40 protein-coding genes and 2 CRISPR repeat arrays are annotated in these 24,310 nt (G+C 28.4%); of the genes, 27 read left to right on the top strand and 13 right to left on the bottom strand.

What is annotated here, in order from left to right:
* Position 1: 1 nt before the first annotated feature.
* From H3N56_RS02475 to H3N56_RS02405, 16 genes are all read left to right on the top strand, one after another.
* Positions 2–394 (top strand): hypothetical protein, encoded by a 393-nt coding sequence (locus H3N56_RS02475; RefSeq protein ID WP_185879737.1) that lies wholly within the window; start codon positions 2–4, stop codon positions 392–394.
* A gap of 250 nt (positions 395–644) precedes the next feature.
* Positions 645–3,308 carry a phage tail tape measure protein gene (locus tag H3N56_RS02470; RefSeq protein ID WP_185879736.1) on the top strand — a complete coding sequence of 888 codons (2,664 nt, stop codon included), beginning with the start codon at positions 645–647 and terminating at the stop codon, positions 3,306–3,308.
* Entirely contained in the window at positions 3,286–3,498 is a 213-nt protein-coding gene (locus tag H3N56_RS02465) for a tail protein X (protein ID WP_185879735.1), read from the top strand. The genes H3N56_RS02470 and H3N56_RS02465 overlap by 23 nt, the downstream gene beginning before the upstream one ends.
* Positions 3,489–4,511, top strand: coding sequence for a hypothetical protein (locus tag H3N56_RS02460; RefSeq protein ID WP_185879734.1), 1,023 nt, complete (start codon positions 3,489–3,491; stop codon positions 4,509–4,511). The genes H3N56_RS02465 and H3N56_RS02460 overlap by 10 nt, the downstream gene beginning before the upstream one ends.
* The gene (locus H3N56_RS02455) at positions 4,504–5,046 is read left to right on the top strand and encodes a hypothetical protein (protein ID WP_185879733.1); all 543 of its coding nucleotides are present in this window, start codon (positions 4,504–4,506) and stop codon (positions 5,044–5,046) included. The genes H3N56_RS02460 and H3N56_RS02455 overlap by 8 nt, the downstream gene beginning before the upstream one ends.
* A 12-nt stretch (positions 5,047–5,058) precedes the next feature.
* On the top strand, positions 5,059–5,652 hold the full coding sequence (locus tag H3N56_RS02450; RefSeq protein ID WP_185879732.1) for a phage tail protein: 594 nt from the start codon (positions 5,059–5,061) through the stop codon (positions 5,650–5,652).
* Positions 5,646–5,921 (top strand): hypothetical protein, encoded by a 276-nt coding sequence (locus H3N56_RS02445; protein ID WP_185879731.1) that lies wholly within the window; start codon positions 5,646–5,648, stop codon positions 5,919–5,921. The genes H3N56_RS02450 and H3N56_RS02445 overlap by 7 nt, the downstream gene beginning before the upstream one ends.
* Positions 5,922–6,039: 118 nt before the next feature.
* Positions 6,040–6,996 carry a baseplate J/gp47 family protein gene (locus H3N56_RS02440; protein WP_185879730.1) on the top strand — a complete coding sequence of 319 codons (957 nt, stop codon included), beginning with the start codon at positions 6,040–6,042 and terminating at the stop codon, positions 6,994–6,996.
* Positions 6,993–7,556 (top strand): phage tail protein, encoded by a 564-nt coding sequence (locus H3N56_RS02435; protein ID WP_185879729.1) that lies wholly within the window; start codon positions 6,993–6,995, stop codon positions 7,554–7,556. The genes H3N56_RS02440 and H3N56_RS02435 overlap by 4 nt, the downstream gene beginning before the upstream one ends.
* Complete coding sequence (locus H3N56_RS02430; protein WP_185879728.1) at positions 7,553–10,009, top strand: tail fiber domain-containing protein; 2,457 nt, start codon at positions 7,553–7,555, stop codon at positions 10,007–10,009. Before H3N56_RS02435 ends, H3N56_RS02430 begins: the two co-directional genes overlap by 4 nt.
* The gene (locus H3N56_RS13310; protein WP_255492137.1) at positions 10,002–10,124 is read left to right on the top strand and encodes a hypothetical protein; all 123 of its coding nucleotides are present in this window, start codon (positions 10,002–10,004) and stop codon (positions 10,122–10,124) included. The genes H3N56_RS02430 and H3N56_RS13310 overlap by 8 nt, the downstream gene beginning before the upstream one ends.
* Positions 10,125–10,138: 14 nt before the next feature.
* On the top strand, positions 10,139–10,546 hold the full coding sequence (locus H3N56_RS02425; RefSeq protein ID WP_185879727.1) for a hypothetical protein: 408 nt from the start codon (positions 10,139–10,141) through the stop codon (positions 10,544–10,546).
* The gene (locus tag H3N56_RS02420) at positions 10,546–11,190 is read left to right on the top strand and encodes a hypothetical protein (RefSeq protein ID WP_185879726.1); all 645 of its coding nucleotides are present in this window, start codon (positions 10,546–10,548) and stop codon (positions 11,188–11,190) included. The genes H3N56_RS02425 and H3N56_RS02420 overlap by 1 nt, the downstream gene beginning before the upstream one ends.
* Positions 11,191–11,207: 17 nt before the next feature.
* A complete protein-coding gene (locus tag H3N56_RS02415; RefSeq protein WP_185879706.1) occupies positions 11,208–11,453 on the top strand; it encodes a hypothetical protein in 246 nt (81 codons plus the stop codon).
* 48 nt (positions 11,454–11,501) lie between these two features.
* The gene (locus H3N56_RS02410; protein ID WP_185879725.1) at positions 11,502–11,903 is read left to right on the top strand and encodes a phage holin family protein; all 402 of its coding nucleotides are present in this window, start codon (positions 11,502–11,504) and stop codon (positions 11,901–11,903) included.
* A 2-nt stretch (positions 11,904–11,905) separates the two neighbouring features.
* Positions 11,906–12,352, top strand: coding sequence for a hypothetical protein (locus tag H3N56_RS02405; protein ID WP_185879724.1), 447 nt, complete (start codon positions 11,906–11,908; stop codon positions 12,350–12,352).
* A 69-nt stretch (positions 12,353–12,421) separates the two neighbouring features.
* Here H3N56_RS02405 and H3N56_RS02400 read toward each other — a convergent pair whose 3' ends face one another.
* The 4 genes from H3N56_RS02400 to H3N56_RS02385 form a co-directional block, all read right to left on the bottom strand.
* The gene (locus H3N56_RS02400) at positions 12,422–12,715 is read right to left on the bottom strand and encodes a hypothetical protein (RefSeq protein WP_185879723.1); all 294 of its coding nucleotides are present in this window, start codon (positions 12,713–12,715) and stop codon (positions 12,422–12,424) included.
* A gap of 10 nt (positions 12,716–12,725) precedes the next feature.
* The gene (locus tag H3N56_RS02395) at positions 12,726–12,872 is read right to left on the bottom strand and encodes a hypothetical protein (RefSeq protein ID WP_185879709.1); all 147 of its coding nucleotides are present in this window, start codon (positions 12,870–12,872) and stop codon (positions 12,726–12,728) included.
* A gap of 56 nt (positions 12,873–12,928) precedes the next feature.
* Positions 12,929–13,840, bottom strand: coding sequence for a hypothetical protein (locus H3N56_RS02390; protein WP_185879722.1), 912 nt, complete (start codon positions 13,838–13,840; stop codon positions 12,929–12,931).
* Positions 13,841–14,017: 177 nt separating this feature from the next.
* On the bottom strand, positions 14,018–14,167 hold the full coding sequence (locus tag H3N56_RS02385) for a hypothetical protein (protein WP_185879721.1): 150 nt from the start codon (positions 14,165–14,167) through the stop codon (positions 14,018–14,020).
* A 423-nt stretch (positions 14,168–14,590) separates the two neighbouring features.
* Positions 14,591–15,149: direct repeats of the CRISPR family, unit length 30 nt; unit sequence ATTTTAATCTGACCATAGTGGAATCTAAAT.
* 295 nt (positions 15,150–15,444) lie between these two features.
* Between H3N56_RS02385 and H3N56_RS02380 the strand changes: the two genes are divergently transcribed.
* Positions 15,445–15,723 (top strand): hypothetical protein, encoded by a 279-nt coding sequence (locus H3N56_RS02380; RefSeq protein ID WP_185879720.1) that lies wholly within the window; start codon positions 15,445–15,447, stop codon positions 15,721–15,723.
* A gap of 305 nt (positions 15,724–16,028) precedes the next feature.
* Here the strand turns inward: H3N56_RS02380 and H3N56_RS02375 are convergent, their stop codons facing one another.
* The 4 genes from H3N56_RS02375 to H3N56_RS02360 all read right to left on the bottom strand — a co-directional run bounded on the left by H3N56_RS02375 (position 16,029) and on the right by H3N56_RS02360 (position 17,355).
* Complete coding sequence (locus tag H3N56_RS02375) at positions 16,029–16,229, bottom strand: hypothetical protein (protein ID WP_185879715.1); 201 nt, start codon at positions 16,227–16,229, stop codon at positions 16,029–16,031.
* A 1-nt stretch (position 16,230) separates the two neighbouring features.
* The gene (locus H3N56_RS02370) at positions 16,231–16,785 is read right to left on the bottom strand and encodes a recombinase family protein (RefSeq protein ID WP_185879719.1); all 555 of its coding nucleotides are present in this window, start codon (positions 16,783–16,785) and stop codon (positions 16,231–16,233) included.
* Between the two features lie 211 nt (positions 16,786–16,996).
* Positions 16,997–17,179: a hypothetical protein gene (locus H3N56_RS02365; protein WP_185879716.1), complete on the bottom strand. Its 183-nt coding sequence runs from the start codon at positions 17,177–17,179 to the stop codon at positions 16,997–16,999.
* Between the two features lie 14 nt (positions 17,180–17,193).
* Positions 17,194–17,355 (bottom strand): hypothetical protein, encoded by a 162-nt coding sequence (locus H3N56_RS02360; protein WP_185879718.1) that lies wholly within the window; start codon positions 17,353–17,355, stop codon positions 17,194–17,196.
* Between the two features lie 310 nt (positions 17,356–17,665).
* On the opposite strand from H3N56_RS02360, the gene H3N56_RS02355 reads away from it, so the two are divergent.
* The 5 genes from H3N56_RS02355 to H3N56_RS02335 all read left to right on the top strand — a co-directional run bounded on the left by H3N56_RS02355 (position 17,666) and on the right by H3N56_RS02335 (position 19,237).
* Positions 17,666–17,806 (top strand): hypothetical protein, encoded by a 141-nt coding sequence (locus H3N56_RS02355; protein WP_185879717.1) that lies wholly within the window; start codon positions 17,666–17,668, stop codon positions 17,804–17,806.
* Positions 17,807–17,841: 35 nt separating this feature from the next.
* Positions 17,842–18,024 carry a hypothetical protein gene (locus H3N56_RS02350; protein ID WP_185879716.1) on the top strand — a complete coding sequence of 61 codons (183 nt, stop codon included), beginning with the start codon at positions 17,842–17,844 and terminating at the stop codon, positions 18,022–18,024.
* 211 nt (positions 18,025–18,235) lie between these two features.
* Complete coding sequence (locus H3N56_RS02345; RefSeq protein ID WP_221893423.1) at positions 18,236–18,676, top strand: recombinase family protein; 441 nt, start codon at positions 18,236–18,238, stop codon at positions 18,674–18,676.
* Positions 18,677–18,790: 114 nt separating this feature from the next.
* A complete protein-coding gene (locus H3N56_RS02340) occupies positions 18,791–18,991 on the top strand; it encodes a hypothetical protein (RefSeq protein WP_185879715.1) in 201 nt (66 codons plus the stop codon).
* Positions 18,992–19,075: 84 nt separating this feature from the next.
* Entirely contained in the window at positions 19,076–19,237 is a 162-nt protein-coding gene (locus tag H3N56_RS02335) for a DUF898 family protein (protein WP_185879714.1), read from the top strand.
* A gap of 59 nt (positions 19,238–19,296) precedes the next feature.
* On the opposite strand, the gene H3N56_RS02330 is transcribed toward H3N56_RS02335, so the two are convergent.
* Complete coding sequence (locus H3N56_RS02330; RefSeq protein WP_185879713.1) at positions 19,297–19,464, bottom strand: hypothetical protein; 168 nt, start codon at positions 19,462–19,464, stop codon at positions 19,297–19,299.
* Positions 19,465–19,866: 402 nt separating this feature from the next.
* Positions 19,867–20,425: direct repeats of the CRISPR family, unit length 30 nt; unit sequence ATTTAGATTCCACTATGGTCAGATTAAAAT.
* Positions 20,426–20,847: 422 nt separating this feature from the next.
* On the opposite strand from H3N56_RS02330, the gene H3N56_RS02325 reads away from it, so the two are divergent.
* The 5 genes from H3N56_RS02325 to H3N56_RS02305 all read left to right on the top strand — a co-directional run bounded on the left by H3N56_RS02325 (position 20,848) and on the right by H3N56_RS02305 (position 22,587).
* Positions 20,848–20,988: a hypothetical protein gene (locus H3N56_RS02325; RefSeq protein WP_185879712.1), complete on the top strand. Its 141-nt coding sequence runs from the start codon at positions 20,848–20,850 to the stop codon at positions 20,986–20,988.
* Positions 20,989–21,173: 185 nt separating this feature from the next.
* Entirely contained in the window at positions 21,174–21,359 is a 186-nt protein-coding gene (locus H3N56_RS02320; protein WP_185879711.1) for a hypothetical protein, read from the top strand.
* Between the two features lie 170 nt (positions 21,360–21,529).
* Positions 21,530–21,886, top strand: coding sequence for a hypothetical protein (locus H3N56_RS02315; protein WP_185879710.1), 357 nt, complete (start codon positions 21,530–21,532; stop codon positions 21,884–21,886).
* Positions 21,887–22,136: 250 nt separating this feature from the next.
* Positions 22,137–22,283 (top strand): hypothetical protein, encoded by a 147-nt coding sequence (locus tag H3N56_RS02310; RefSeq protein WP_185879709.1) that lies wholly within the window; start codon positions 22,137–22,139, stop codon positions 22,281–22,283.
* Positions 22,284–22,293: 10 nt separating this feature from the next.
* Positions 22,294–22,587, top strand: a complete 294-nt coding sequence (locus H3N56_RS02305; RefSeq protein ID WP_185879708.1) for a hypothetical protein — start codon at positions 22,294–22,296, stop codon at positions 22,585–22,587.
* A 212-nt stretch (positions 22,588–22,799) separates the two neighbouring features.
* Here H3N56_RS02305 and H3N56_RS02300 read toward each other — a convergent pair whose 3' ends face one another.
* The 4 genes from H3N56_RS02300 to H3N56_RS02285 all read right to left on the bottom strand — a co-directional run.
* The gene (locus H3N56_RS02300) at positions 22,800–22,994 is read right to left on the bottom strand and encodes a hypothetical protein (RefSeq protein ID WP_185879707.1); all 195 of its coding nucleotides are present in this window, start codon (positions 22,992–22,994) and stop codon (positions 22,800–22,802) included.
* A gap of 102 nt (positions 22,995–23,096) precedes the next feature.
* Positions 23,097–23,426: a phage holin family protein gene (locus tag H3N56_RS02295; protein WP_185879787.1), complete on the bottom strand. Its 330-nt coding sequence runs from the start codon at positions 23,424–23,426 to the stop codon at positions 23,097–23,099.
* Positions 23,427–23,543: 117 nt separating this feature from the next.
* Positions 23,544–23,789, bottom strand: a complete 246-nt coding sequence (locus tag H3N56_RS02290; RefSeq protein ID WP_185879706.1) for a hypothetical protein — start codon at positions 23,787–23,789, stop codon at positions 23,544–23,546.
* Positions 23,790–23,806: 17 nt separating this feature from the next.
* Positions 23,807–24,310: hypothetical protein (locus tag H3N56_RS02285; RefSeq protein WP_185879705.1), on the bottom strand; the 504-nt coding region annotated here is incomplete at its 5' end.

Here is a 24,310-nt window from a genome sequence, read left to right as displayed (position 1 = left end):
TATGAAAGAAAAATTAACAGCAGAAGAAATACTAAAAGAAACAGAGAGGGTAAAAGGAGCTATTAATACTAATAGTAAAAAAATAGATGTTGACACTTTAGGAACAGATGAAGAAGTAGATTACTCAAGCTTAAAATTAAAAAACGAATTTAAGGGAAGCTACTTTATAGAATTTAACACTGAACTAACAGGAAAACAGATTCTTCTAGTTAAATCGAAGTATGAAAGAGAGAGAAAGAAAAAAGCTAAATTCATGGCAGAGATGGATGATTTCTTTTACTTAATGATGGCAGAACTAATGACTGGAATAAATTATAGCGAATTTTTAGAACTTCCAGTACAAGACTATACAAGACTTAAAAATCATGTAGCAGCTTTCTTGGGGGAAGAATAGGCCTTACGTTAGAAGAGGCCTGCAATACATTTAGAGAGCTCTGTACAGAGCTCTCTATTGTTCTAAATAACCCGATGGGAATGAGTATGAGAATAGATTATTCAAGACTTGAAGAAATGACATTGAATGAACTTCAAGATTATATAAATTTATATAATCGGTGGATAGAAAAAATAAACAAAAAATAACAGAGCTCCTACTTTTGTAGGGGCTCATTAAAAATTCAACTATATAACCAAAGGAGGTGATTATGGCTAGAGGAAAAGTAATGGAGATGGTTATGAAATTAACTACTCAAATGGATAAAGCATTGCCTGGAAATATTGAAAAAATATCAAAAGAATTTAATAATTTAAAGAATAGACAAAAACAACTTAATGATATATCAAAAATGATGCCTAAAAATCTCTCTAAAAATATTCTTGAATATCAAAAGATGAGTTCCAAACTTCAAATGTTGAATAAAATAAAAACCACGAATGGAAGTTTGACTAAAGAGCAAGAAAAAGAATACAAGAAACTAACTTCATCACAAGAAAAATTAGGAAAAGTTGTAGATAAAGAAAGAAAAGCTTATCAAAGATATTCCATGGAGCTAACAAAATTAAAAATACCTCACAATCAACTCCAAAAAGAAATAAAGGAAACAGCAAAAGAATTAAGCAATGCTACGGCTAAACAAAAACTATTTAATAGAGCTTCAGAATTTAAGAAAAAAGCTGGAAGCTTTGCTAAAAAAGCATTAATAACAGGTGGAAAAGCAGCTGCTGGTGCTGCTATAGCTGGAACAATGGCCGCAGGATATTTCACAGCAACTTCAGCAAGTCAATATGCTGATTTTGAAGGACAAATGAAAAGAGTACAAGCTATTAGTGGGGCTACAAAACAAGAGTTCAATCTTCTTGAAAAAGAAGCTTTAAGACTCGGAGCTACAACTTCTTTTACTTCAAAAGAAGCTGCTCAAGGAATGGAAAAATTTGCTTTAGCAGGTTTCAAAGTTAGTGATATTATTTCCGCTATGCCTGGAATGCTAAATTTAGCAGCAGCTTCAGGAGAAAATCTAACACTGGTATCAGATATAGTATCAGATAATATGACAGCTTTTGGACTGGAAGCAAAAGACGCAGGAAGGGTAGCTGATATATTTGCATATACGATGTCTAGAACTAATACTGGAGTTGAACAACTAGGAGAATCTTTTAAATATGTAGCTACTCAATCAGAGGGATTAAATGTTTCTATAGAAGAATCTTCAGCTATTTTAGGCCTGCTTGCTGACAAAGCAATGAAAGGATCTCAAGCCGGAACAGGATTAGGAGCTGTCTACACAGGAATATTAAAAGATGCTAAGGAATTCGAAAATTTAGGAATAAAATTAACAGACAAAAAAGGTGAGTTTGTAGGAACTGAGAATTTCTTAAAACAACTTGAATTATTCTTTAAGAAACAAAATATTGCTGGTTTCAAAAGACAACAAATGATTTCTAAAATGTTTGACGCAAGAGCAGCGAGAGTTGTAAATGCTTTGCTCGATGGAGAAAAAGAAATAAATGGACAAGTGTATAAAGGTGTCGAAAGAATTTCAGCTCAAATAAATGCAACTAAAACAGAAAGTGTTGGAGCTGCTGAAAGAATGAAAGAAATAATGCTAGAAGGTGCAAATGGAGCAAGAACTTTATTTTTCTCTGCAGTAGATGGCCTTAAAATGGCTATCGGAAAAACTGTTTTCACAGAAAATACATTAGAAAAAATAAAAATAGCAACAAAATATGTGTCTGAATTTGGACTTGTTTTAAGGGGTCAATTATCTGACGATCCAGTTAATAAATTCTGGCAAAATATGTTTCAAAAGATTGATAAAATTAGAACAAAGTTTAAAGAAATTTTAGGGCCAGGTTTCGAAGCTTTAAAAAGTATTTTAATGGATCCAACATTAACAAAGTTTTTTAAAGATATAGGAATGATTCTTCTAAAAGTTGCTTATATAGCAGCTTGTGCATTTTCTGCAATAGCAAAAGGTCTAAAATGGATAAATGATGCTATAGGTATCGATAATATACTTGTATTTGCTACTGCTTTTGCAACTCTCTCAGGAATACCACTTATACTTGGAGCTATTACTTCTGGAATAGCTACCATGATAGCTACAATTGTAACTTTAGGTGGTCCTGTACTTTGGATAGGAGCAGCCATAGCTTTAATAGGATACTTAATGTATAAGAATTGGGATAGTGTAAAACCTATACTTGTAGAAGTTTGGAATAATATAGTAGCTATTTGGGAATCTTGTAAAAATTGGTTCCGTATGATTTCTGAAATATTTAAAGCGTTGAATCCTCTTAGAACAATAGTTGATTTAGTCAAAGCTTTTACAGATAACTGGAATAGTTCTTTATCAATAGTAGACAATTTAAAAAAAGGCTTCGGCGTATTCTTTGATGGAATTTTAGAGAAAATTAGCATGGTTAAAACTGCCTTCCAAGTTTGGACCAGTTCTATTGCAGATGTCCCTATAGTTGGAAGCTTATTAAAAAAATTAAGCATAGAAACAAAAGCAGATGGAAGTCATAAAAACGGACTGTCATATGTGCCATATGACGGATATGTGGCTGAACTTCACAAAGGTGAAAGAGTATTAACTGCAGAAGAAAATGAATCTTTTGGAAAAAGAATTTTAAATAACTTAAGAAGTACAAGAGAAAGTGAAAATAGTAGCGATAGTTATACGAACAGTAATAAAGAAATTAATATTGCTATTGAGGGAGGAAATTATCAATTTAATTTTCCGGATACAGCATCAATGATCCCAGGAGAAATCTTAAAAGAAATGTATGATAATTTCAAAAAAATGCTAGAAGAGAATAATAAAGAGCTAGAAAGGAGAGTAAAAGATGCGGTCAGAACAGCTATCTAGCTACATCACACAAAAAGGTGATACATGGGATTTGATATCCTTTAAGGTTTATGGTTCAGTCCAGTATGTAGAGGAGCTAAAAAAAGCAAATTACGACTTTATAAAATTAATTTGTTTTCCAGAAGAGGTTGCTCTTATTATTCCTGTTGTAAAAGTTAGTGAAGAGGGGGAAAACCCTGAATGGTTTTAACAAGAAGGGCAGGAATAAAGGCATTTTATAATAAAAAAGAAGTGGAGCTGAGCACAGAACTCAGCTCCTTAACAATAACTGATAATATCTCCTCAGCAATTGATAGCATAGATTTCGTTTTGAAAAATAACAAAAATAGACTTTTAAATAAAGATAATGAATTATGCATAGGAGAAAAAATTCAATTCGAATTATGGACTCAAAATTGGAACTCAGTATCAGAAGGCATCAAAACATATAACTTAGGAATTTACTATATAGATACAAGAAGTTTTAGCAACGATACAGGAATCTTTAAAGCCTTATCAATACCTGGTGGAAATAGTCAAGATGAAGTCAATACAAAAACATGGGGAGAAATATCTCTAAAAAGCTTAAATAAAGAATTTGCAGATAAATTTAAAATATCTTCATATTTCAGTTCTAAGAGTAATCCTATTTTGAAAGATATAAAACAAGAAAATGAATCTGACTTATCTTTTTTAGGAAAAATAGCAATAGAAGAAGGAATGAATTTTAAAATAAATGTAGATAAATTAATAATGTTTGATATTGAAGAGTATGAAAAAAGAGAAATAAAACACACCATCGATTTAAATAGTTTGCCTTATTCAATAGATGAAGAAACAAAGAATATCTATACAAAGGTTGAAATAAAATATAGAAGAAGTAAATTTTTAGATGAAGAAAAAGTTGTTTATTCTGTAGAAGATTTTGGAATTAAATTGCCTGGGAAATTAAGAGATAAAATTTTAAAAATAAATGCAAGAAGTAAAAGTTCAGACTTAAAAAAATTAGCGAGAGTCAGACTATTTAAAGAAAATAGAGATAGAGTTACTTTAAATACAACTATTATAGATAAAATTGATCTATACTCCGGAGATGTAATAAATGTTACAAATGCCGGGATTTTTAGTGGAAAATATATGATTAGAAAGACTACCAAAAAATTACCTGAACTAAATGTCAAAATATTAGCATATAAAATATGGGAGAGAAATAAAAATGTTTAGTTTTTTAAAAGGTGCAATAGGAGAAATCCACAGTATTAATGAGAGTGACTATACGGTCAGGGTTAAACTTTTAGAATATGAGGAAGTAATAACAGAAGATTTACAAGTAACTACACTACTCAGTTTTGGGAAAACATCTTATCTTCTCCCTGACGTGAATACTCCAGTATTAGTTATATTTTTTGATGATAATACTGATAAGGGTTTTGTAATAGCGGGGTTTTATTCAGCAAAAAACAAAGCGGATGGAGACAAAGATAAAATAATATTTGACTGCGAAGGAAATTATTTTTGTTTAAATAGAAAGGACAATAGTATCACAATAATATCGAAAGAAAAGATTGAAATAAAATCGAAAAATATAAGTATATCATGTGATTCTTTTTCTGTTAAAGCTAAAGATATTAATTTGAAAGGAAAAACTATTTCACTTGAGGCTAATGAGAGTATATCAATCAAATCAGCTTTAATAGAAGTTTTAGGCCTTATTAAATCAAAGTTTGTAATCTATGCAAAAGATTTCTTGAAACAATAAGAGAGGACAATAATGATTAATGGAATTTTAACAGATATAGCAAAGGATGAGCTTGGAAATTATCTCGATTCGGTAGATTGGTACACCAAGTTAAGTAGTGTAGGTTCTTTCGGAAAAGTGATTTTTAAAGTTTCATCACTGGGCACGCTATCTCCTAACAACTACAAAATAGATAGAGCCCCAAAAACAAAAAAACATCAAATAATAAATAATCCAGATATAACAGAATTTCAAGGTAGACAGCTTATCAGAGTTTCACTTGGAATAAAACTAATATATAGTTTAACAAATATAGAAAGAGCAAGAGGAAGATTAACAGAATATATTAATGAAGGTCATCACTTTCCACTTGTACTAAGTGGAAAGAAAATAGGAAATAACACATTTATATTGACTAAATACAGTGAAAAGGTCACAAAAACCGATAGAATAGGAACTCCTTTAGTAGTGGAGTTAGATGTATCTTTTGAAGAATATATCGAAAAAATAAATAATCCAAAAGAAATTAAAGTGCAGCAAAAAGGAGTAAAAACTTTAGAGAAAAAAGTTGTTTCAATAATTAATGAACAAGTTTTACAACAGTTATCAAAGGTGAGATTATGGTAGTTAAAAGTAATATAGAGCCAAAAGATACATACTTAAGACAATTATGGGTAATTTTAAATACATGCAAAGGGACTGTTCCTTTATTTAGAGATTTGGGATTAAGCTCTTCAATAATAGATATGCAAATAAATAAAATTCCATCAGTATTATCGCAAGATCTAGACTTACAAATAAAAAAATATATTCCAGGGTTAAAGTTAAAAAGTGTTGGTATAGAACTTGAAGAAGAGAAAACAATATTGAAAGTAGAGGTGGAAAAAACTGCTTAAACTAATAGAGGGAGATGCGCAACAAATATACAATGAAGCTGTCAAGCTACACGAAGATATTACAGGTAAAAAACTTTCTCCAGCGGATGAAAAAGCACATATTTATTCAACCATATCAATGATCCTTGGAGATATTCTTTATGGTATTAATGATATAGCCATACAAAATTACTTAGCTTATGCACGAGGAGATAGACTAGACTTAAAAGCAACAATTTTTGGAGAGCGTGCTAAAAGAAACAAAGCTTCTCATGCAAAAGTAATTATGGAATGTCATATCTCTCAACCTGTCGAAAGAATCGTATTCATACAAAAAGGAACAAGATTTTTACATGGAGAAAATATCTTCCACTCCCTAGAAGAAGGAGCAATATATCCAGGTAAAACTAAAACAACTATCTTAGCGCAAGCTGAGAATCCAGGAGATATAGGTGAAATACTCGCAGGGGAAATTACTCAAATAATTGATAGATATGACTATTATCAATCTTGTACAAATCCTCAAAACGTATCAAAAGGTGGAAACGAAGAGGATGATGAGCAATACAGAAAAAGAATGGAAGAAATTCCAGAATCATTTACAAGTGCAGGAAGCGAAGGCTCCTATAAATTTTGGACTAAGAAAGTTAGTCAGTTAGTAAATCAAGTTATAGTTAAAACTCCAAGACCAAACGAAATAGATATTTATGTTTATGGATTTAACGAACAAATCACCACTGAAGAAAAAGAAGCAATAAAAGACTTCTTAACAAATTTAGATAGATTACCACTAAATGATTTAGTAACTATAAAAGATCCAGAAATAATAAATATAGACTTAAACATTGATTACTATCTTTATGATAATGAAATAAGAAATGTTGAAACAATCAAGTCCAGTCTCTTAAAAAAATTGAACTTACATTTCAAAAAAATACAAATAGGAGATAACCTAAATACTCAAGATATTATAAGAATAATTAAAAATGAAGATATAAAAAAATGTGAAATTACATCTCCTGAAGAATTAGAAATAACGGAAACTTCATTAATCAAATGTAATTCAATAACTCTTAATTATAGGGGTGTTGAATGAGAACTATATTTGAAGAAAATATTTTAAAATTATCTCCCAAATTAGCTAAAGATAAATACGAAGATATTTTTAAAGTTTGTGAACTACTAATACAAAATTTTTTAATCTCTCAAATAAAAAGATTAGTCCACTTCGATAGAATTGACGAGATGGAAGAATTTGAATTAGACCTTTTAAGTAAAGAGCTTCATATAGACTACTATAATCCTAAATACACATTAGAAGAAAAAAGAAAAGTATGCAATGATTCACTTCAAACCCACATGAAAAAAGGTACAGTGGGAGCAATAAATACGCTGTTAGGAACTTTTTTCAAAGGAGCTAAGGTAAATCAATGGCACGAAGTTGGACTTAATCCAGGATATTTTAATATTAATATTTCAGATGCAAGCATAAATGAATCAATCGAAGATATCTTAAAAATGATTGAAACAACAAAAAAGAAAAGCCAACACATCAGTCAACTTACAAAAAATGGAAAAGTAGAATTAAACCTTAATTTTGCAACTGGAATATATACACATAAAGAAAAAACAATAATAGGAGACTTTAATATATGAGTTACTTTAATAATTTAATTTTAACAACAAAAGGACAAGAAATGCTCCTTTCATCAAATACAAATGTTGATAAAGTCATAACATTTACTAATGCAGGCCTGGGAAGTGGAAAGTTATTATCAGAAGAAATAAAAAAAGCTATAGATATTAAAAACTCTTGGATTAAATTCCCTCTTAATAGCGTAAGAATTATTAATGACAAGGATAATTATCTACTGAGAGTAGAAATAGCATTTACAAATTCTGGATTAACAGAAAATAAAATAATGAAAGAACTTGGAATTTATGCAAAGTTTCAAGATACAGATGAAGTCCTATTTGCTTATTCAACTACAGATGATGATGGAGAAACTATCCCTAGTGAATCTATCGTTCCTGCAACATATAAATTTACAATAGATTCAAATATAAGCACAGAAAGTAAAATAGAGCAACTAATCAATCCTGAAGGCTTTTTAACTAAAGAAATAATCGAACTATTGAAAGAGAATATTAGAAATATTGGATTTAGAAAAATTAAAGGAACTTTAGTAGAAGGACAAAAAGTTATACAAGTACCTACAGGCGCTGAGTTAGTTCCTCTTTCAAATAGAGCAATTCTAAATATTGAAGGCGATATATATTTCTTAGAAAGAGATTATACAATAGACACTCATGCTAATACAATTACTTTGAATAATATATATAACTTTAAAGCTGGAACTCTATACGAGGTTATAGACCCGTTGCCAGCTTCATACGTCAGAGAACAGATACAAACTTTTATAAATGATTTTAAAGAGCTTGTGGTAGATTCTAAAGTAGACTTTGAAAAGTTAAGAGATGAAATATATATCGAATTTGAAGATAAGCTTAAGAATTTCTACAGTGATTTAGATACATATATAGAGGAACACAAAGAAGAATTAAAAGGAAATACAGGACTTAGCGCTTCTGAAGACTGGTTGCAAAAAAATCCTGGGAAAACATACGAAGATTACCTCTTATCTATAAAAGGAGATAGGGGTAATGGAATAGCAAATTCCGAGTATGTGGGAACAACAGAAAACGGAGATGCTAAATATGTTTTAGTATTAGAGGATGGAACAAAAACAACAGAAACATTTACATCTCCACGTGGGCAAAAAGGAGATTCTTTCTACATAGCTAAAACTTACTCATCTATTGTAGAAATGGAATCTGATTTTATAAATGAAGATATTAACTTTGGGGAATATGTAGTAATAAGTTCTAATGATAAGGACAATGGAAAACTATTTGAAAAAAGAAATACTAGTTTCGAGTTTGTCGTTAATATGGGAGGTTTGAATCTAAATTTAACCCCAGCTACAAAAACCTCTTTGGGTAGTGTTATTATAGGGGATAATATCACTGTAGATAAAGAAGGGAAAATATCTGTTGAAATTCCAGACATAGCTGAGCTGCCAATAGCATCAAAAACAGGTATTGGTGGAGTGAGAGTTGGTGTAAATATGCAGATTAATCCAGATGGAGTAATTAACCCAATATATCCAATTTCAACAAAAAATGGAAGAGGTATAGTTCAAATAGGAGAAGGAATTAATATTGATAATGGAAAAATATCAGTTGGTGGTTCATTTAGATACAACAGTTCTTCAGTAATTTTCAATAAAGTTGATGGTGAAGAGATGCTTGAAAGAAATAATACAGCGGTAGGAAATGAAGCTCTCTTCAAAACAAGCTCAGGCACTGATAATACAGCATTTGGAAGTGAGGCTTTATGCGACAGAAGATACAGTGCAAGTGGGAATACAGCTTTAGGATCAGGGTCTCTTCGTAATTTACAATATGGAGATTTCAATACAGCGGTAGGATTTCAGAGTGGAGAAGGTATTAATGATTTTTCATTCACAACATGTTTAGGATACAGGTCAACTGTAACTGGAGATCATCAACTACAACTTGGTGATAGATCTACAACAGCTTATTGTTATGGGAGTGTTCAGAATCGTTCGGACGAAAGAGATAAAACTGATATAAAAGATACAAGACTAGGACTAGGGTTCATTATGAAATTAAAGCCTAGGGAATACAGATTTGACTATAGAGAATCTTACAGAAACTATCAAGAAATTGATAAAATTAGAAAAAAAATAGAAAAATTAAATAAAAAAGGTAGAAAGATAAATCGTGCAGAAGCATTGAAAATATTTGATATTGAAAGTATAAAAAAAGATGGAAGTAAAAAAGGATGGAGACTTCATCAAGGATTTATAGCGCAAGAAGTATTTCAAACTATGAGAGAACTGGGAGTTGATTTTGGTGGCTATCAAGACCATTCTATAAATGGTGGAAAAGAAGTTTTAAGTATTGGTTATACTGAGTTTATCCCAGTTCTAACAAAAGCAATACAAGAACAGCAAAAACAAATAAATGAATTAGTAAAAGAGATGCAACAAATTAAAAAACACATGGAGAAAACTAATGAATAAATTTATTACTATAACAAAAGTTATTTGGAATAGTGTAAAAATATTTTTACACATAACTGGAGAGAAAGACAAAATTAAAAAAATGACCAAAATTGAAGCAGACTTCAAAAGGTAAGAAAGGAGGATCAATTGAACTCAAAAGAAAAGTTTTTGGACAGAAAAGGATTTAAAAGAGAATGTACTGTAGAATCAATGAAAAATAATCAAACTTTACAAAATGGGAATATTATAAAAGTCGCAGAAACTGGGTATTTTTATAACATAAAAAATACATCTACATCAATACCTTTAAATAATGGTTTATTTGCAGAAGTTAAGCAAACTATATTTTTACAAATAGTTACAAATTGTATAAATAACTTAACTAATTTAACTAGCTTATTTAATACACATAAAGGCACTATTGCCACTTCTTCTAAAGACGGTCATATGTCTAAAGAAGATAAAGTTGAAGTTGATAAAATAAAAGATAAATTCGGTAAATCTGGGGAAATGGTTCTAAATTTAAATGGATATGAAATCAGGGTGATTGAGTAATGCCTAAACTTCAATTAAAAAAAGATGGGATAATAAGACAAATAGAAGGAAGAAATTATGGTGCTAAAAATCAATTATCTATAAATGGAGATAGGTTTGATTTAACAGATAATATAGCACTTACAAATGGAAAACCAACATTAGAATTCAAAAAGAATGGAAAAGTATTTTATATAAGAGAAAAATTCAACAAAACTGACACTATCACAATATGCGCTAAAACACATAATCCAAGAGATAGCTCAAGAGTCTATAGAGTGGATAGCTTTTTAATCCCTTCAAGAGCTGCCAGTTTATCTAAATTAAAAATAGATGTAACTGTTTCTGATAGAAGATCACATCGAAATGATGGAGACAGAATAGCAAAGGGATATGTAGTTTTAGAAGCATTTTCTAATGGGAATAGAGTATTCAGCAAAGAGATCTGGAGAGATCAAACAAATGGCGGAGATGGTGCAAGTGGATTTGAAGCAGGAACAATATACAACAAAAATCTTTCAGATATCATAAATGATTATAGTCTTAACATTTATGACTTGTACATTAGTATCTACCTGTCAACTGGAGACTATCAAGCTCACGTTGATGGTGGAAAGCATAGATATCAAAGAGTTCATGGAATATGTGTAACAACTTATGATTAGAGAAAAAGGAGCCTATAATGAAATTTCCAATTGCAACAATAATTGAAAGAGTTTTAACAATTTTTGACAAGACTACTAAAAATGCAGAAAAAGACCAAGATTTTAAACAGTCAAAACATAAAGAATATGCCCCTGTTATTTCTCTAATTTCTTTAATAGTTTTAATTGTTTGTATCCTTAACTCCGTTTTTCCACAAATCTTCAATATTGATTCCTGGATTTATGATTTAAATGAAAAATTAATTAATTATATTTTATCATAGAGCTGATGATGATGAAAAAATATACTAGAAAATTTAATAATAGACACGGTGAACCTTTTTAAATACCTTTGTTTAGGCTTTATTATTCCGCTTATAGGAGGTTTTGATAACGCTTTAGAATCTCTGTTTATTCTAACAGTGTTAGATGTCATAACGGGTATTTTAAAAGGAGTTAAAAATGGAAATGTTTTCTCTCATACCATGTATAAAGGATTTATTTTTAAGAAACCTTCAATATATATTGCAATAACTGTAATGTATCAAATTGACAAATCAGGAGCATTAAAAGACCTCGGATTTTCCCTGAGAGAAATGTTAATAAATGCGTGCATCATAATGGAGGGTATTTCAATCTTGGAAAACTTAGAAAATCTAGGTTTTCCTATCCCTACTCCAATTAAAAATATTTTAGCTTCAGTAAAACATAAAGAAAGTGTAGAAGGAGATTAGGTATGTACAAAAGTAAATATTTTAAAGTTAAAGAATTAGTATCTCCACAAGTATATGAAAAACTTGGAGACGATGCTAGGAAATATATAAGCGACAATATCTGGTTGTTCCTGGATACCTTAAGAGAAGATTTAGGGGTTCCTGTATTAGTTAATAGACCAAGTCATGGGATAACACAAAGAGGGCTTAGAACAACTTTAGATAGCATTGTAATAGATAAAGTAAAATCAAACAAATTATATTTAAGTGCCCATGTACTGGGGAGAGGTGTAGACTTTGAAGTTCCTGGAATGGATATAAAAAAGGTTTACGAGAAAATTATTAACAATCAAGAAAAGTATTATATGATTACAAGAATCGAGGATCCAGAAGTGACTCTAAAAAAAGGATATATCCATGTAGATGATATACACACAGACAAAAATGGAATATATATTTTTAAACCTTAAAAAAAATAAAAGGCTCCTCAAAATAAAACTGAGGAGCCTTTTTATATTATGAAAATTTACAATTATTATTTATATTCTTCCGTTGATTCTATAGATATAAAATAACCCTAAAGCTACTATAATAAAAATTATTCTACTTACCCATGTTTCAGCCATCAATATACCTGTAACATGTTGAAAATAATCTAGTAAAGCCCAAAATGCAAACATAAATAATAAAGCTACAAAAAATAATCCTATATCTGGTGTTGAAAATGGAGCCATATAGCCAGTTGTTAAATATGTATATACAACAAATCCTAAAACTAAAAGGAAAGCTGGTATAATGTATTTTATAAATATTTTTTTGAAATCAATTTTCATCAAATCCCCCTTACTTTATATCTGTATTTTTCGGCATTATTATATTATTTATTGTAGGATAGATTTTTTCTCTTTTTTCTAATTCAGATTTGAATCCCTCTTTTGTTGCATATATATCAAGCCCCATATCTTTAGTAAATTGCACTGTTGATTTCAATGGTGTTAATCCTATATATTTTGTTGGTTGCAACTCTCTACCAAAACGACTAACTTTTACATTTTTATTTTAATCGTAAATAAAATTCCTTCGCCTTTTATATTTTTTAATGCTTTATATCCGTTTATAACTTTTCCACCTAAATCAAAAATAGAAAATGCAAGATTTCCAATGTTATATATATCTTCTCCTAAATTATTGCTTATTTCTATAGATGGATTTCTATATTCAATCCAATCTTTTATAATATTCCCTAGAGGCTTATAAAACCAATCTCTAGTTATATTAAAACTTCCCATCTTATCTGGGGTGCCTTTAGCTACAAAATAAACATCTGCTACAAATTCAGTTATCATCCCTGTCGTATGTGCTATCAGTATAAACGATACTGATAGAGGATTATGTTTTATAGTTTGACTAATTCCAATTGTTGCCGCTAAGTTACTGGTACTCATTAGAGTTTTACTCCAGTCCATAGGTAAAATAATTAATTCGTTAGATACATCTTTAATTTCAATATTTCCAACATAAGAACTTAAACTATCGGCTCCTGTTTCTCCTCTGCCATCTAAAGGTTGTAATTTATATTGTCTTATAACTACATAGAACATATGTTTTCCCTTATTAAAAAACTCTATATAATCAGCTACAAATCCATTAAATACATATTCTCTAATGACATAGCCGCTTCTGACAATTTTTATATTAATTCTTTTTAACCATTCTATTTTATCCCCATTCGTTCTGCACCATTTATTTAATTTTAATATATTTTCACCGTTTATATCATCCCCGTGTCGAATATATCCTTTTATAGCAAAAATTCCATGCTTTAAAAATATCTTAATATCTTCTATATCTATTTGTTCAAATAAAATTGTATCATTTTTAAAAAGTGAATTGATTGTTATTTGTGTTTTTGCGGTCTCATCTTCATAATTATAAATTTCAATAGTCTTATTTTTCATACCGAGACTCCTAAGTTTGTTTTTCTATATTTTATCTAAAAAAATATAGAATCGGCAATATAAATTTTAAACAATAATTTTGGGGTCGTAAAATCGATTTTAAGGTCTTTGCAAAAATATTTTCAACCAAATATATATAGGCAATGAAAAAATAGGACTAATAATCCCCTTTTTAATTTAAAATTCTATAATTTCTCTACTTCTATAAACTTCTTTTCCATCATTAACGGCTGTTATTGTTTTCACTTTGTAATTACGTGTCTCTTTGTTATTACAGCCAGTTAATAATAATATAAATGCTAAAGCTACAAAAAATGTTAATTTCATATCTTCCTCCTATTTGGATATAAATAAAATGTCAAAAAAATTCTCTTCTTCTACTAATTCCTCTCTACTGTTTATATTTATATCGGTATATTTATACTCTATTAATAATCTAAATTCAACTAACGATATTTATACAACTCATAATAGTGTACTATGGTGATTTTTATTTCCTATATTCAACTTTACATTCAACAACATATCCATAATGATTTTGAACTTAAAATCATTATATCTATAAATAAAGTCCTGTCGACCTTAGATAACGACAAAAGTGCCCGTCATCGACAGGACCCTATAATAGCCTATATTTAATACTTTCATGAAAATAACAACTAAAAAATGTTGATAATCTGTTTAAAATATTATATATCGACAAAAAGGGGGCTTCTATGCTAATATAATCATAGATAAATAGAAGCACCCATTTTAATCTGACCATAGTGGAATCTAAATTTGATTATCTTCATAATATCCGCAGGAGAATATTTAATTTTAATCTGACCATAGTGGAATCTAAATTCAAGTAAAAATTCATAATCTAAACCTTGGGCTATGTCATTTTAATCTGACCATAGTGGAATCTAAATAGAAGTATTATGATTCTATCTCTTACATAATTTATAGATTTTAATCTGACCATAGTGGAATCTAAATACCACGATATGGGAGCATATATTCAATCGTTTAAATTTTAATCTGACCATAGTGGAATCTAAATTTGTCAGATATACGCGTTGTCTCTCCTCTGAAATATCATTTTAATCTGACCATAGTGGAATCTAAATAACAAATGATGTAACAGCCTTAGCTATTTCTACAATTTTAATCTGACCATAGTGGAATCTAAATATGCGAAATAGGTGGAAATTCACTGAGATAATTTCAATTTTAATCTGACCATAGTGGAATCTAAATTTTTTAGTTAGCATAAATTCTCCTCAAAAGTTTTAACATTTTAATCTGATCATAGTGGAATCTATAATTTTGGGATCCTAATATCAATTTTAAGGTCCTTGTAAAAAATATTTACAATAAATATATAGCCAATGTCGAAGAGGATTTTTTAATCCTCTTTTTTAGTTTCACAAAATATAATTATTACAGATTAAAATATTTAAGCAGTATCAAGCCCGGCTAAAAAAACATAGTAAAAGTAATATTTAAAAGTGGAAATAACGGGACTAAATATGAAGGATCAGAAAAGGATCAGAAAAAAATTAATATAAATTTATTTATAAATGATATAATGAATACGATAGGAGCAGGGCAGTCAGTATATGATAAAATTTCAGATAGGTAAATTAACTTTTAAAAAATTTTTATTACATTGGATGGTTTCAATTATTCTAGTTGTAATTAGTTTTTTTTATATTCGTAAAGAAAGTAACTTGAAAGAAATACTGGTAATAATAAGTATCTTTTCAATCTTCCTAGGAATGTTAGGTTCTATCCTATTAATAGCATTTGTAAAAGAGGTTATAGAAGATATTAATAATAAAGATTATAAGGTTGTAATAGCTACAATTATATTTGCAAAATACTTTTTTAAATTATAAATGAAATTAATAGGGCCAACAAAAGAAGTTTGAATTCCTCTTTTGTTGACCCTTCCTTATTACATTTCCTCAATAGTTGTTTTATTAATCATGAACTTTATTAGTGAAATATAAAGAATGGTGAAGCTAATCCAAACGTTATTATAATCAATAATGTCCAACCTAATATAAACAATAAACTATCTCCAAAACTCACATCACATTTTAATCTTTTAGACATATTCAACTCTCCTTTTATGTATCTAGTTACTAGATATATACTGTAATATATCAAAAGCTCCATCTGCAATAGTTTTGTTTTTAATTTATTTCTTTAAACTAAGTACTCGTCTTAATTTCCATTCATTGTTTATTTTTTCAAATACTTTTACTTCTCTATTTTTGTTTAATTTGTCTATTAACTCCTCTACTATTATATCTTCATCCTGTAAAGAATTTACTATTTTTTCAAATATTATCGTACCTTTATTTTCTAGTAACAAAATTCTATATTGAATCTCTTCCATATTAATCAACCTCTTTTTTTTGTAAGTTTAACCATTTGTCTAATGTTGGTCTTGAAATATTATAAAATTTTGCTACCTTTACTTTTTTAAATTCAAAATTTATCATTGTTTCTTTTAAATCTTTTGGTATCTCTTTTTTAGGTTTTTTATATTTACCTTTCTCTTTTGCTATAGCAATTCCTTCTCGCTGTCTCTCCAAAAGAATCTCTCTCTCAAATGTAGCTATCCCACCAATCACTGTCAACATAAGTTTGCCAGCAGGTGAAGATGTATCTATACTTTCTTTCAAACTTTTAAAAGTTGCTCCTTTAGCTGTTATAGATTCTGTTATTTCTAATAAATCTTTTGTATTCCTAGCCAATCTAGAAAATTCAGATACAATTACGACATCTCCTTTTCTTATAAAATTAAGCATTTCTTTAAGTTTTATTCTATCTGTATTTTTTCCAGATTTTTTATCTATAAAAATTTCTTCGGCTCCATTTTCTTGAAGCGATCTAATTTGTCTTTCTTCATTTTGATCTATTGTTGAAACTCTTGCATATCCAACTTTCACATTTTCTCCTTTTTATTTTCATTTTACATTTTTTGTAATAAATAGTCAATGACTTAAGTTACAAAGAGTAAATTTATACAAATTACAAAGTTAGTTTACATAACAACTATGTTTGTTTGATATGAGCAAAATAGGGTCTACCTTATTTTACAGTTTTCAATAAATTTAAAATTCAAAAAATAAAAAAGCGGACTAACGTCCGCTAAATTTTTTATCCCACACTTCTATAATCTGTAGTTTTTTTATAATATAAAGCTATATAACCTAATGTAAACATTATTTCATCAGTAGTATAATTATGATTTCTGTTATTTTTAGTATATCCTATTATATTCATAGCTTTAAGATATATGTCTTCAGACATAGTAGGATGGTATGTAATATTATTTATCACTGTTAATCCAGAAGCTAACACGGATGAAATAATGCTAGATTTTTTTCTTTATCCATTAAATCTCTACAATGCTCTTCTTTTTTCCCCAATTTAGAACTGTAACTTCTTAAAAATATAATTATTTCTTCTAGTGATTTGCTCTCTAATTTTGTAACAACATTTTTATATTTATTCAATAAATTCTCCTTCGGCGTCTTGCCAAATAAATGAGAATATGGTATTATAATACTAGTTAAAAATCATAATACTATATTCCATAAAAATAAAAAGGTATAAATCGGCAAATTTATACTATCCATAATAATATATGTAAATCGGCAAATTTAATAATATATTTAAATTTGCCGATTTACATATATTATTATGGATAGTATAAATTTGCCGATTTATACCTTTTTATTTTTATGGAATATAGTATTATGATTTTTAACTAGTATTATAATACCATATTCTCATTTATTTGGCAAGACGCCGAAGGAGAATTTATTGAATAAATATAAAAATGTTGTTACAAAATTAGAGAGCAAATCACTAGAAGAAATAATTATATTTTTAAGAAGTTACAGTTCTAAATTGGGGAAAAAAGAAGAGCATTGTAGAGATTTAATGGATAAAGAAAAAATCTAGCATTTATTTCATCCGTGTTAGCTTCTGGATTAACAGTGATAAATAATATTACATACCATCCTACTATGTCTGAAGACATATATCTTAAAGCTATGAATATAATAGGATATACTAAAAATAACAGAAATCATAATTATACTACTGATGAAATAATGTTTACATTAGGTTATATAGCTTTATATTATAAAAAAACTACAGATTATAGAAGTGTGGGATAAAAAATTTAGCGGACGTTAGTCCGCTTTTTTATTTTTTGAATTTTAAATTTATTGAAAACTGTAAAATAAGGTAGACCCTATTTTGCTCATATCAAACAAACATAGTTGTTATGTAAACTAACTTTGTAATTTGTATAAATTTACTCTTTGTAACTTAAGTCATTGACTATTTATTACAAAAAATGTAAAATGAAAATAAAAAGGAGAAAATGTGAAAGTTGGATATGCAAGAGTTTCAACAATAGATCAAAATGAAGAAAGACAAATTAGATCGCTTCAAGAAAATGGAGCCGAAGAAATTTTTATAGATAAAAAATCTGGAAAAAATACAGATAGAATAAAACTTAAAGAAATGCTTAATTTTATAAGAAAAGGAGATGTCGTAATTGTATCTGAATTTTCTAGATTGGCTAGGAATACAAAAGATTTATTAGAAATAACAGAATCTATAACAGCTAAAGGAGCAACTTTTAAAAGTTTGAAAGAAAGTATAGATACATCTTCACCTGCTGGCAAACTTATGTTGACAGTGATTGGTGGGATAGCTACATTTGAGAGAGAGATTCTTTTGGAGAGACAGCGAGAAGGAATTGCTATAGCAAAAGAGAAAGGTAAATATAAAAACCTAAAAAAGAGATACCAAAAGATTTAAAAGAAACAATGATAAATTTTGAATTTAAAAAAGTAAAGGTAGCAAAATTTTATAATATTTCAAGACCAACATTAGACAAATGGTTAAACTTACAAAAAAAAGAGGTTGATTAATATGGAAGAGATTCAATATAGAATTTTGTTACTAGAAAATAAAGGTACGATAATATTTGAAAAAATAGTAAATTCTTTACAGGATGAAGATATAATAGTAGAGGAGTTAATAGACAAATTAAACAAAAATAGAGAAGTAAAAGTATTTGAAAAAATAAACAATGAATGGAAATTAAGACGAGTACTTAGTTTAAAGAAATAAATTAAAAACAAAACTATTGCAGATGGAGCTTTTGATATATTACAGTATATATCTAGTAACTAGATACATAAAGGAGAGTTGAATATGTCTAAAAGATTAAAATGTGATGTGAGTTTTGGAGATAGTTTATTGTTTATATTAGGTTGGACATTATTGATTATAATAACGTTTGGATTAGCTTCACCATTCTTTATATTTTCACTAATAAAGTTCATGATTAATAAAACAACTATTGAGGAAATGTAATAAGGAAGGGTCAACAAAAGAGGAATTCAAACTTCTTTTGTTGGCCCTATTAATTTCATTTATAATTTAAAAAAGTATTTTGCAAATATAATTGTAGCTATTACAACCTTATAATCTTTATTATTAATATCTTCTATAACCTCTTTTACAAATGCTATTAATAGGATAGAACCTAACATTCCTAGGAAGATTGAAAAGATACTTATTATTACCAGTATTTCTTTCAAGTTACTTTCTTTAAGAATAAAAAAAACTAATTACAACTAGAATAATTGAAACCATCCAATGTAATAAAAATTTTTTAAAAGTTAATTTACCTATCTGAAATTTTATCATATACTGACTGCCCTGCTCCTATCGTATTCATTATATCATTTATAAATAAATTTATATTAATTTTTTTCTGATCCTTTTCTGATCCTTCATATTTAGTCCCGTTATTTCCACTTTTAAATATTACTTTTACTATGTTTTTTTAGCCGGGCTTGATACTGCTTAAATATTTTAATCTGTAATAATTATATTTTGTGAAACTAAAAAAGGATTAAAAAAATCCTCTTCGACATTGGCTATATATTTATTGTAAATATTTTTACAAGGACCTTAAAATTGATATTAGGATCCCAAAATTATAGATTCCACTATGATCAGATTAAAATGTTAAAACTTTTGAGGAGAATTTATGCTAACTAAAAAATTTAGATTCCACTATGGTCAGATTAAAATTGAAATTATCTCAGTGAATTTCCACCTATTTCGCATATTTAGATTCCACTATGGTCAGATTAAAATTGTAGAAATAGCTAAGGCTGTTACATCATTTGTTATTTAGATTCCACTATGGTCAGATTAAAATGATATTTCAGAGGAGAGACAACGCGTATATCTGACAAATTTAGATTCCACTATGGTCAGATTAAAATTTAAACGATTGAATATATGCTCCCATATCGTGGTATTTAGATTCCACTATGGTCAGATTAAAATCTATAAATTATGTAAGAGATAGAATCATAATACTTCTATTTAGATTCCACTATGGTCAGATTAAAATGACATAGCCCAAGGTTTAGATTATGAATTTTTACTTGAATTTAGATTCCACTATGGTCAGATTAAAATTAAATATTCTCCTGCGGATATTATGAAGATAATCAAATTTAGATTCCACTATGGTCAGATTAAAATGGGTGCTTCTATTTATCTATGATTATATTAGCATAGAAGCCCCCTTTTTGTCGATATATAATATTTTAAACAGATTATCAACATTTTTTAGTTGTTATTTTCATGAAAGTATTAAATATAGGCTATTATAGGGTCCTGTCGATGACGGGCACTTTTGTCGTTATCTAAGGTCGACAGGACTTTATTTATAGATATAATGATTTTAAGTTCAAAATCATTATGGATATGTTGTTGAATGTAAAGTTGAATATAGGAAATAAAAATCACCATAGTACACTATTATGAGTTGTATAAATATCGTTAGTTGAATTTAGATTATTAATAGAGTATAAATATACCGATATAAATATAAACAGTAGAGAGGAATTAGTAGAAGAAGAGAATTTTTTGACATTTTATTTATATCCAAATAGGAGGAAGATATGAAATTAACATTTTTTGTAGCTTTAGCATTTATATTATTATTAACTGGCTGTAATAACAAAGAGACACGTAATTACAAAGTGAAAACAATAACAGCCGTTAATGATGGAAAGAAGTTTATAGAAGTAGAGAAATTATAGAATTTTAAATTAAAAAGGGGATTATTAGTCCTATTTTTTCATTGCCTATATATATTTGGTTGAAAATATTTTTGCAAAGACCTTAAAATCGATTTTACGACCCCAAAATTATTGTTTAAAATTTATATTGCCGATTCTATATTTTTTTAGATAAAATATAGAAAAACAAACTTAGGAGTCTCGGTATGAAAAATAAGACTATTGAAATTTATAATTATGAAGATGAGACCGCAAAAACACAAATAACAATCAATTCACTTTTTAAAAATGATACAATTTTATTTGAACAAATAGATATAGAAGATATTAAGATATTTTTAAAGCATGGAATTTTTGCTATAAAAGGATATATTCGACACGGGATGATATAAACGGTGAAAATATATTAAAATTAAATAAATGGTGCAGAACGAATGGGGATAAAATAGAATGGTTAAAAAGAATTAATATAAAAATTGTCAGAAGCGGCTATGTCATTAGAGAATATGTATTTAATGGATTTGTAGCTGATTATATAGAGTTTTTTAATAAGGGAAAACATATGTTCTATGTAGTTATAAGACAATATAAATTACAACCTTTAGATGGCAGAGGAGAAACAGGAGCCGATAGTTTAAGTTCTTATGTTGGAAATATTGAAATTAAAGATGTATCTAACGAATTAATTATTTTACCTATGGACTGGAGTAAAACTCTAATGAGTACCAGTAACTTAGCGGCAACAATTGGAATTAGTCAAACTATAAAACATAATCCTCTATCAGTATCGTTTATACTGATAGCACATACGACAGGTATGATAACTGAGTTTGTAGCAGATGTTTATTTTGTAGCTAAAGGCACCCCAGATAAGATGGGAAGTTTTAATATACTAGAGATTGGTTTTATAAGCCTCTAGGAAATTATAAAAGATTGGATTGAATATAGAAATCCATCTATAGAAAAAGCAATAATTTAGGAGAAGATATATATAACATTGGAAATCTTGCATTTTCTATTTTTGATTTAGGTGGAAAAGTTATAAACGGATATAAAGCATTAAAAAATATAAAAGGCGAAGGAATTTTATTTACGATTAAAATAAAAATGTAAAAGTTAGTCGTTTTGGTAGAGAGTTGCAACCAACAAAATATATAGGATTAACACCATTGAAATCAACAGTGCAATTTACTAAAGATATGGGGCTTGATATATATGCAACAAAAGAGGGATTCAAATCTGAATTAGAAAAAAGAGAAAAAATCTATCCTACAATAAATAATATAATAATGCCGAAAAATACAGATATAAAGTAAGGGGGATTTGATGAAAATTGATTTCAAAAAAATATTTATAAAATACATTATACCAGCTTTCCTTTTAGTTTTAGGATTTGTTGTATATACATATTTAACAACTGGCTATATGGCTCCATTTTCAACACCAGATATAGGATTATTTTTTGTAGCTTTATTATTTATGTTTGCATTTTGGGCTTTACTAGATTATTTTCAACATGTTACAGGTATATTGATGGCTGAAACATGGGTAAGTAGAATAATTTTTATTATAGTAGCTTTAGCATTATTTTATATCTATAGAATCAACGGAAGAATATAAATATAATTGTAATTTTCATATATAAAAAGGCTCCTCAGTTTTATTTTGAGGAGCCTTTTATTTTTTTAAGGTTTAAAAATATATATTCCATTTTTGTCTGTGTGTATATCATCTACATGGATATATCCTTTTTTTAGAGTCACTTCTGGATCCTCGATTCTTGTAATCATATATACTTTTCTTGATTGTTAATAATTTCTCGTAAACCTTTTTTATATCCATTTTGGAACTTCAAAGTCTACACCTCTCCCCAGTACATGGGCACTTAAATATAATTTGTTTGATTTTACTTTATCTATTACAATGCTATCTAAAGTTGTTCTAAGCCCTCTTTGTGTTATCCCATGACTTGGTCTATTAACTAATACAGGAACCCCTAAATCTTCTCTTAAGGTATCCAGGAACAACCAGATATTGTCGCTTATATATTTCCTAGCATCGTCTCCAAGTTTTCATATACTTGTGGAGATACTAATTCTTTAACTTTAAAATATTTACTTTGTACATACCTAATCTCCTTCTACACTTTCTTTATGTTTTACTGAAGCTAAAATATTTTTAATTGGAGTAGGGATAGGAAAACCTAGATTTTCTAAGTTTTCCAAGATTGAAATACCCTCCATTATGATGCACGCATTTATTAACATTTCTCTCAGGGAAAATCCGAGGTCTTTTAATGCTCCTGATTTGTCAATTTGATACATTACAGTTATTGCAATATATATTGAAGGTTTCTTAAAAATAAATCCTTTATACATGGTATGAGAGAAAACATTTCCATTTTTAATCCTTTTAAAATACCCGTTATGACATCTAACACTGTTAGAATAAACAGAGATTCTAAAGCGTTATCAAAACCTCCTATAAGCGGAATAATAAGCCTAAACAAAGGTATTTAAAAAGGTTCACCGTGTCTATTATTAAATTTTCTAGTATATTTTTCATCATCATCAGCTCTATGATAAAATATAATTAATTAATTTTTCATTTAAATCATAAATCCAGGAATCAATATTGAAGATTTGTGGAAAAACGGAGTTAAGGATACAAACAATTAAAACTATTAAAGAAATTAGAGAAATAACAGGGGCATATTCTTTATGTTTTGACTGTTTAAAATCTTGGTCTTTTTCTGCATTTTTAGTAGTCTTGTCAAAAATTGTTAAAACTCTTTCAATTATTGTTGCAATTGGAAATTTCATTATAGGCTCCTTTTTCTCTAATCATAAGTTGTTACACATATTCCATGAACTCTTTGATATCTATGCTTTCCACCATCAACGTGAGCTTGATAGTCTCCAGTTGACAGGTAGATACTAATGTACAAGTCATAAATGTTAAGACTATAATCATTTATGATATCTGAAAGATTTTTGTTGTATATTGTTCCTGCTTCAAATCCACTTGCACCATCTCCGCCATTTGTTTGATCTCTCCAGATCTCTTTGCTGAATACTCTATTCCCATTAGAAAATGCTTCTAAAACTACATATCCCTTTGCTATTCTGTCTCCATCATTTCGATGTGATCTTCTATCAGAAACAGTTACATCTATTTTTAATTTAGATAAACTGGCAGCTCTTGAAGGGATTAAAAAGCTATCCACTCTATAGACTCTTGAGCTATCTCTTGGATTATGTGTTTTAGCGCATATTGTGATAGTGTCAGTTTTGTTGAATTTTTCTCTTATATAAAATACTTTTCCATTCTTTTTGAATTCTAA

It is taken from the genome of Cetobacterium sp. 2A (assembly GCF_014250685.1).
In the GTDB taxonomy this organism is placed as follows: domain Bacteria; phylum Fusobacteriota; class Fusobacteriia; order Fusobacteriales; family Fusobacteriaceae; genus Cetobacterium.
This window is presented reverse-complemented; position numbering and strand designations above follow the sequence as displayed.

What these genes read in the sequence shown, in the direction of transcription:
- H3N56_RS02445 (WP_185879731.1), top strand. Translation starts at nt 5,646, where the DNA reads ATGGTAGTTAAAAGTAATATAGAGCCAAAAGATACATACTTAAGACAA.
- H3N56_RS02415 (WP_185879706.1), top strand. Translation starts at nt 11,208, where the DNA reads ATGAAATTTCCAATTGCAACAATAATTGAAAGAGTTTTAACAATTTTT.
- H3N56_RS02290 (WP_185879706.1), bottom strand. Translation starts at nt 23,789, where the DNA reads ATGAAATTTCCAATTGCAACAATAATTGAAAGAGTTTTAACAATTTTT.
- H3N56_RS02460 (WP_185879734.1), top strand. Translation starts at nt 3,489, where the DNA reads ATGGTTTTAACAAGAAGGGCAGGAATAAAGGCATTTTATAATAAAAAA.
- H3N56_RS02335 (WP_185879714.1), top strand. Translation starts at nt 19,076, where the DNA reads ATGTCTAAAAGATTAAAATGTGATGTGAGTTTTGGAGATAGTTTATTG.
- H3N56_RS02400 (WP_185879723.1), bottom strand. Translation starts at nt 12,715, where the DNA reads ATGAAAATTGATTTCAAAAAAATATTTATAAAATACATTATACCAGCT.
- H3N56_RS02440 (WP_185879730.1), top strand. Translation starts at nt 6,040, where the DNA reads ATGATCCTTGGAGATATTCTTTATGGTATTAATGATATAGCCATACAA.
- H3N56_RS02435 (WP_185879729.1), top strand. Translation starts at nt 6,993, where the DNA reads ATGAGAACTATATTTGAAGAAAATATTTTAAAATTATCTCCCAAATTA.
- H3N56_RS02340 (WP_185879715.1), top strand. Translation starts at nt 18,791, where the DNA reads ATGGAAGAGATTCAATATAGAATTTTGTTACTAGAAAATAAAGGTACG.
- H3N56_RS02470 (WP_185879736.1), top strand. Translation starts at nt 645, where the DNA reads ATGGCTAGAGGAAAAGTAATGGAGATGGTTATGAAATTAACTACTCAA.
- H3N56_RS02455 (WP_185879733.1), top strand. Translation starts at nt 4,504, where the DNA reads ATGTTTAGTTTTTTAAAAGGTGCAATAGGAGAAATCCACAGTATTAAT.
- H3N56_RS02475 (WP_185879737.1), top strand. Translation starts at nt 2, where the DNA reads ATGAAAGAAAAATTAACAGCAGAAGAAATACTAAAAGAAACAGAGAGG.
- H3N56_RS02465 (WP_185879735.1), top strand. Translation starts at nt 3,286, where the DNA reads ATGCGGTCAGAACAGCTATCTAGCTACATCACACAAAAAGGTGATACA.
- H3N56_RS02325 (WP_185879712.1), top strand. Translation starts at nt 20,848, where the DNA reads ATGAAATTAACATTTTTTGTAGCTTTAGCATTTATATTATTATTAACT.
- H3N56_RS13310 (WP_255492137.1), top strand. Translation starts at nt 10,002, where the DNA reads ATGAATAAATTTATTACTATAACAAAAGTTATTTGGAATAGTGTAAAA.
- H3N56_RS02315 (WP_185879710.1), top strand. Translation starts at nt 21,530, where the DNA reads ATGTTCTATGTAGTTATAAGACAATATAAATTACAACCTTTAGATGGC.
- H3N56_RS02430 (WP_185879728.1), top strand. Translation starts at nt 7,553, where the DNA reads ATGAGTTACTTTAATAATTTAATTTTAACAACAAAAGGACAAGAAATG.
- H3N56_RS02450 (WP_185879732.1), top strand. Translation starts at nt 5,059, where the DNA reads ATGATTAATGGAATTTTAACAGATATAGCAAAGGATGAGCTTGGAAAT.
- H3N56_RS02320 (WP_185879711.1), top strand. Translation starts at nt 21,174, where the DNA reads ATGAAAAATAAGACTATTGAAATTTATAATTATGAAGATGAGACCGCA.
- H3N56_RS02390 (WP_185879722.1), bottom strand. Translation starts at nt 13,840, where the DNA reads ATGAAAAATAAGACTATTGAAATTTATAATTATGAAGATGAGACCGCA.
- H3N56_RS02385 (WP_185879721.1), bottom strand. Translation starts at nt 14,167, where the DNA reads ATGAAATTAACATTTTTTGTAGCTTTAGCATTTATATTATTATTAACT.
- H3N56_RS02405 (WP_185879724.1), top strand. Translation starts at nt 11,906, where the DNA reads ATGTACAAAAGTAAATATTTTAAAGTTAAAGAATTAGTATCTCCACAA.
- H3N56_RS02305 (WP_185879708.1), top strand. Translation starts at nt 22,294, where the DNA reads ATGAAAATTGATTTCAAAAAAATATTTATAAAATACATTATACCAGCT.
- H3N56_RS02420 (WP_185879726.1), top strand. Translation starts at nt 10,546, where the DNA reads ATGCCTAAACTTCAATTAAAAAAAGATGGGATAATAAGACAAATAGAA.
- H3N56_RS02380 (WP_185879720.1), top strand. Translation starts at nt 15,445, where the DNA reads ATGATAAAATTTCAGATAGGTAAATTAACTTTTAAAAAATTTTTATTA.
- H3N56_RS02375 (WP_185879715.1), bottom strand. Translation starts at nt 16,229, where the DNA reads ATGGAAGAGATTCAATATAGAATTTTGTTACTAGAAAATAAAGGTACG.